7 protein-coding genes and 1 pseudogene are annotated in these 4,606 nt (G+C 73.6%); 6 read left to right on the top strand and 2 right to left on the bottom strand.

The annotated features are described in order from the left end of the window. The 3 genes and pseudogenes from DVA66_RS17325 to DVA66_RS17335 all read left to right on the top strand — a co-directional run. Positions 1-324 (top strand): annotated as a pseudogene (locus DVA66_RS17325) (DEDD exonuclease domain-containing protein); the annotation flags it as partial. Further along, on the top strand, positions 321-599 hold the full coding sequence (locus DVA66_RS17330; RefSeq protein ID WP_114561182.1) for an Lrp/AsnC family transcriptional regulator: 279 nt from the start codon (positions 321-323) through the stop codon (positions 597-599). The pseudogene DVA66_RS17325 and the gene DVA66_RS17330, both read left to right, overlap by 4 nt. Positions 600-601: 2 nt before the next feature. Beyond that, positions 602-781, top strand: coding sequence for a hypothetical protein (locus DVA66_RS17335; RefSeq protein ID WP_157974087.1), 180 nt, complete (start codon positions 602-604; stop codon positions 779-781). Positions 782-815: 34 nt separating this feature from the next. Here the strand turns inward: DVA66_RS17335 and DVA66_RS17340 are convergent, their stop codons facing one another. Continuing rightward, the gene (locus tag DVA66_RS17340; RefSeq protein WP_157974088.1) at positions 816-1,697 is read right to left on the bottom strand and encodes a rhomboid family intramembrane serine protease; all 882 of its coding nucleotides are present in this window, start codon (positions 1,695-1,697) and stop codon (positions 816-818) included. A gap of 7 nt (positions 1,698-1,704) precedes the next feature. Continuing rightward, positions 1,705-2,217, bottom strand: coding sequence for a peptidylprolyl isomerase (locus tag DVA66_RS17345; protein ID WP_114561185.1), 513 nt, complete (start codon positions 2,215-2,217; stop codon positions 1,705-1,707). A 196-nt stretch (positions 2,218-2,413) separates the two neighbouring features. On the opposite strand from DVA66_RS17345, the gene DVA66_RS17350 reads away from it, so the two are divergent. From DVA66_RS17350 to DVA66_RS17360, 3 genes are all read left to right on the top strand, one after another. Then, on the top strand, positions 2,414-3,331 hold the full coding sequence (locus DVA66_RS17350; RefSeq protein ID WP_157974089.1) for a sunset domain-containing protein: 918 nt from the start codon (positions 2,414-2,416) through the stop codon (positions 3,329-3,331). Positions 3,332-3,477: 146 nt separating this feature from the next. Next, positions 3,478-3,936, top strand: coding sequence for a hypothetical protein (locus DVA66_RS17355; protein WP_114561187.1), 459 nt, complete (start codon positions 3,478-3,480; stop codon positions 3,934-3,936). Positions 3,937-3,967: 31 nt separating this feature from the next. Further along, on the top strand, positions 3,968-4,606 hold a 639-nt coding region (locus DVA66_RS17360; protein WP_114561188.1), incomplete at its 3' end, for a hypothetical protein.

Raw genomic sequence — 4,606 nt, forward strand, 5'->3', positions numbered from 1 at the left:
AGCCTGAGCCGCTGCCGCCAGGTGGTGGCCGCCCGCCGCACCGAGGCCGGCTGGGAGATCCACGTGCTGCGCTGGGGACGGCTGGCGGCCGCGGCCCTGGCCGTCCCGGGCGAGGTGCCGCAGGCGGTGGCCCGCTCGGCGGTGGCCGTCGCCGAGACGGTGCGCACCCCCACCGCGGCCGAACCCGCCGCGCTGACCGAGGAGGTGGAGCGGCTGGCGGACTGGATGGAGCAGCCCGGGGTGCGGCTGATCGAGATGGACGGCGACTGGAGCTGGCCGCTGCACATGGTGCCGACCGACCTCTCCCCTAGGATCGCCCCATGATCACCGCGATCGTGTTCGTGCAGGCCGACGTCAGCCGGATCCCCGAGGTGGCCGAGGAGATCGCCTCCCTGCCGGGCATCTCCGAGGTGTACTCCGTCACCGGTTCGATCGACCTCATCGCCCTGGTCCGCGTGCGCAGCCACGACGAGATCGCCGCCGTGGTGGCCGACCGGCTCAACAAGGTTCCGGGTGTCGTCGGCACCGAGACCCACATCGCCTTCCGGGCCTACTCCAGCCACGACCTCGAGGCCGCCTTCTCCCTCGGCGCGGAGTGATCGTGGACGAGAGCCCGGCCCCGGCCGTCGTCGCGGAGAGCCGCGCACCGCTGCACCCGCGCACCGTGCTGCTGCTCGGGGCGCTGGTCGTGCTCACCGTGGTGGCCTGCGTGCTGGTCGTGGTGCTCAGCCAGCCACCGGACGTCCCGCCGGTGCCGGTGCCGCACCGTCCGGTCGGCTGACCGTCCCGCCCGGCCCGGACGGGACGGCCGCAGCTCAGGCCAGCTGCAGCGCCAGCCGCGCACCCACCAGCACGAGAGCCAGCACCGCCAGTCCGCTGAGGCCGACGACCTGGCGGCGGGTCCGGCCCTCGCGCGGACCGTGCCCCAGCACCCAGCCGGCGGCGAAGCCGAATCCCACCCCGCCGAGGATGCCGAGCAGCTGGTTGACCACACCCAGGGCGTCGCGGGAGAAGCCGCCGATCACGAGGTTGAACGCCACCAGGATGGCGAGGAAGACCAGGTCGGGCTTGATGTCCTCCGAACGCCGGAGCTTGAGCGAGGTGTTCATGGCCAGCAGGCCCAGCACCGCGGTCAGCCCGCCGGCCAGCACCCCGGTCGGGGTGCCGAAGGCGAACAGCACCGCACCCGAACCCAGCGCCGACAGCAGGTACACCGCGATGATCCGCCAGCGCCCGATCTCGGCCTCGATCGAGCGGCAGATGAAGAACAGGAAGAGGGCGTTGATCACCAACGTCAGCAGGGAGCCCGAGGTGAAGGCGTGGGTGACCAGTCGCCACACCTCACCGGCCCCGACCAGGAAGTTGACCGAGGCCAGCATGGCCTGCACCGCCCCGCCGGTGACCAGGTCGGCCAGCCCGACCACCACCTTGATCCCCACCAGGATCACCGCGGCCGAGTACTGCGACAACGGCCGGCCACCCAGCTGCAGGGGCGCACCGGTACGGGTCCGCGGCTGGCGCCCGCCGCCGCTGCGCCGGGCGTCGTCGGGGCACTGGAAACCGACCGAGGCCTCCACCATGCACTCCCCGCAGATCGGGCGGGAGCAGCGCTGGCAGGAGATCCGGGTCAGCCGGTCGGGGTGTCGGTAGCAGGGCGCGGGACCGGGCTCCGGCCGCGCGCCGGCGGGCTGGCTCAACCCCGGCTCAGGCGATCTCGACCGACTCGATGACCACCGGCTCCACCGGACGGTCCATCCGGCCGGTCGGCACGGTGGCGATCGCGTCGACCACCTGCTGGCTGGCCGGGTCGGTGACCTCGCCGAAGATGGTGTGGCGACGGTTGAGGTGCGGGGTCGGGCCGACCGTGATGAAGAACTGCGAGCCGTTGGTGCCCGCCCCGGCGTTGGCCATCGCCAGCAGGTAGGGCTTGGAGAAGCTGAGGTCGGGGTGGAACTCGTCGGCGAAGGTGTAGCCCGGGCCGCCGGTCCCGGTGCCGAGCGGGCAGCCGCCCTGGATCATGAAGCCGTCGATCACCCGGTGGAAGGTGAGGCCGTCGTAGAAGCGGCCGGTGGTCTTCTGCTCGGTCTCGGGGTCCAGGTACTCCTGGGTCCCCGTCGCCAGCCCGACGAAGTTCTTCACCGTCTTCGGGGCGTGGTCGTCGAAGAGGTCGATGACGATGTCGCCGTGGTTGGTGTGCAGGGTTGCGGTCTGACCCACGCGGCTGCCTTTCTCACTCGCTGCGCCGGCACGCGGCCGGCTCGGACGCGGTCCATCCTGTCACGGCCCGCCGACCGGCGGGCCCGGGCGCGGCAGGCCCCGGCCGTCCCGCCGACCGTCCCGGCCGGTGGCCCGACCGCGCCGCTAGGCTGGCGGGACTCCAGCGTGGAGTGATCGACAACCCCTCGGAGGAAACGTGTCCCGCAAGAACAAGGTCTTGCGCGCCGCCGCAGAGACATCTCACACGGCCGCAGAACGTGGAGCCGACGTCGCCGAGAAGGCTCAGAAGGCCGTCGCCGACTACGTGGAGCAGCTGGCTCCCTACGTCGAGATGGCGGGCGAGAAGGTGGGTCCGCTGGCCCACCAGGCCAAGGTGGCTTCCGCCGTCGCGGCCCACCAGGCCGTCGAGACCCTCGGCCCGAAGCTGAACGACGCCCTGGAGAAGGTCTCCCCGGCGGTGGAGACCGCCCGGGAGAAGATGCAGGACGACCTGCTGCCCCGGCTGAGCGAGCTCCTCGAGCGCGCTGCCGAGACCGAACTGGCCCAGACCGCAACCTCCCGCGGGGCCGCCACCGTGGCCGCCCTCAAGGGTGAGCTGGAGCTGCCGAAGAAGAAGAAGAGCAAGGGCCGCTGGTTCCGTCGCCTGGCGGTCATCGCCGCCGTCGGCGGGGTGGCCTTCGTGCTGTTCAAGAAGTTCTTCGGCCCGAAGGACTCCGGCTGGGAGACCTACCAGCCCAGCGCCCCCTACGCCGGCTCGACGACCACCACCGCGAGCCCCTCCAGCAGCGCCACGACGGCCTCCGACGCCCCGACCAGCCCCGCCGGCACCGCCCAGGAGGCCGTGGCGGAGGCGAGCACCGAGCCCACCGAGCCCGACACCGTGGCCGAGAAGGTCGACCGGGTCGACCCCGACCAGGGCGCCAGCGCCACCAAGTACGGTGCGAACGCCTACATCGGCAGCGAACCGCCGGAGGGCTTCACCATCAAGGGCAACGAGCGCTCGATGAAGTACCACACCCCCGGCACCGGTGGGTACGACCGCACCATCGCCGACGTCTGGTTCACCGACGAGACCGCCGCCGAGGCGGCCGGTTTCACCAAGGCCCAGCGCTGACGCACCTCCCGACGCCCCCGCGACCAGGTCGCGGGGGCGTCGTCACGTCCGAGCACCTCGATCGTGTGAGGTAGATCACATCCCTCTGCGGCTCATGTCCGTCCTCCTCCCGGGGCCTTCTCCCGTGAAGACCCGAGGAGAGAGACATGATCCTGACGACCGATCACCGGTGGGTGCTCGCCGCCCCCTTCCGCGCCCACGTCAAGCACCTGCTCACCGTCGCCGGGCTGCCGTGGCGCGCCCTGGCCCTGCACGCCGGGGTCGAGCCGGGGCTGGTGCGGGCCCTGCTGCGCGGACGTCCCGGCGAGCCCGGACGCGCCCTGCGACGGCTGCCGGCCGAGCCGGCGGCCAGGCTGCTGGCCCTCACCCCGGCGCGGTTGACCGCGCTGGCCAGCCGTCACGTCGAGGCCGCCACCACCACCCGACGGCTCCGCCGCCTGCACGCCCAGGGCCTCGACACCGCCGAGCTCGCCCACTGCCTGCAGCTCCGCCCGGCCGAGGTCGTGCCGCTGCTCGACGGGTCGGCGCTGTTCTGCACCGCCCGCACGGCATTGTTGGCCGCGGCCGTCGAGGACGCCCGCGGCACCCTCCGCGACGCCGCCTGACCCGCACCCCAGCGCCGATCCAGGAGCTCCCGTGGACCTGCTCACCGCCTGCCTCCGGGCCGGCTCGGTGCTGCTCGCGGCGGCCGGGGTGGTCGCGCTGCCGCTGGTGCTGCTCCGGTTGCCGGAGCCGGCGGCCCCGCCCGGGGAGGACGGTCCCGGCTACCGCGCGCTGGTCCGGCCGGGCACCGTGCTCATCCACGGCGTCGTGGCCCTGGTCGGCGCGGTGGTGGTGCTGCTCGCGGTGCCGCCGACGGCTTCGCCGCTGTGGTGGGCGCTGCTGTCGGCGGGCACCGCCTGCGCCGTGGTCGACGCCGCCACCACCTGGATCCCCCGCCAGCTGTGCTGGGCGGGCTGGGCCGTCGGCGGCGTCGGGGTGGCGGTGGCGCTGCTGGCGAGGTTGCCCGTCGGCGACATCCTGGTCGCCCTGCTCGCCACCGCGGTCACCACCGCGCTGTTCTGGGCGGTCTGGCGCTGGGGCGGCGGCCGCAGCATCGGCTTCGGCGACGTCCGGCTGGTACCGCTGGTCGGCCTGGCGGCCGGCTCGATGGGCTGGGACGGGTGGTGGCTGGGTCTGCTGCTGGGCACCGCCGGCGGCGCGCTGCAGGCCGTGCTCGGCCGGCTGCGGGGTCGCGGGGCGTCGATGCCCTACGGCCCGGCGCTGGTCGCCGGG

The organism is Desertihabitans aurantiacus (assembly GCF_003344635.1).
Lineage (GTDB): Bacteria > Actinomycetota > Actinomycetes > Propionibacteriales > Propionibacteriaceae > Desertihabitans > Desertihabitans aurantiacus.

Excerpts from the sequence above, each read along its gene's own strand:
- DVA66_RS17330 (WP_114561182.1), top strand. The coding sequence starts at position 321 with ATGATCACCGCGATCGTGTTCGTGCAGGCCGACGTCAGCCGGATCCCC.
- DVA66_RS17355 (WP_114561187.1), top strand. The coding sequence starts at position 3,478 with ATGATCCTGACGACCGATCACCGGTGGGTGCTCGCCGCCCCCTTCCGC.